Source organism: Paenibacillus sp. A3 (genome assembly GCF_001399685.1).
GTDB lineage: Bacteria > Bacillota > Bacilli > Paenibacillales > NBRC-103111 > Paenibacillus_G.
In genome coordinates this window covers 1-631 of the sequence record NZ_JTHN01000356.1, presented here as the reverse complement: position 1 = coordinate 631, position 631 = coordinate 1, and the positions used below count along the sequence as shown (strand labels likewise).

Genomic DNA, 631 nt, shown 5'->3' with positions numbered 1-631 from the left:
TCCGCTCCAGCATGCTGGAGGTTATCAATCAGGATTATATGCGCACGGCTAAAGCCAAAGGGCTGCGGGGCGGACGGATATTGACCGTGCACGGCCTGCGCAACGGGCTGATTCCGCTGGCGACGTTGTTCGGGCTGTCGCTGCCTGGCTTCTTCGCGGGCTCCGTTATTGTTGAAACGATCTTCAGCATTCCCGGAATCGGCCGGTTGTTCACAGAAGCGGCTTTCCAGAGGGATTACCCGGTCATCTTCGCCGTTACGACATTGACTGCCTTTCTCTATGTCATCGGCAGCATATTGGCCGACCTATCTTATGCGATCCTGGATCCCCGGGTCAGCTACAGCAAAAGCGAGGCGAAGGTATAATCCATGAATGAAGCCGTAACTACGAACAAGGCCCAGCTTCCTGCGGCCGCCGCCAAACCGAAACGCCGGGCTTGGGAACGATTCAAGGCTAACCGGCTGGCCTTTATCAGCCTATGGATTATGGCGGTCCTTATTCTACTCGCGTTGTTTGCGCCGGTCATTGCACTCCACGATCCCGCGGAGCAGGATCTGATGAGCCGCTTGAAGCCGCCGAGCGCTGAGCACTGGTTCGGCACCGACGATTTAGGCCGGGATTTGTTCAGCCG

At 57.2% G+C, this 631-nt stretch carries 1 protein-coding gene and 1 pseudogene; both read left to right on the top strand.

Annotation, left to right across the window (positions count from 1 at the left end):
* The coding region (locus tag QJ48_RS34515; RefSeq protein ID WP_157261866.1) for an ABC transporter permease at positions 1-365 on the top strand (365 nt) is incomplete at its 5' end.
* Positions 366-368: 3 nt separating this feature from the next.
* Positions 369-631: pseudogene (locus QJ48_RS34510) on the top strand (peptide ABC transporter permease); the annotation flags it as partial.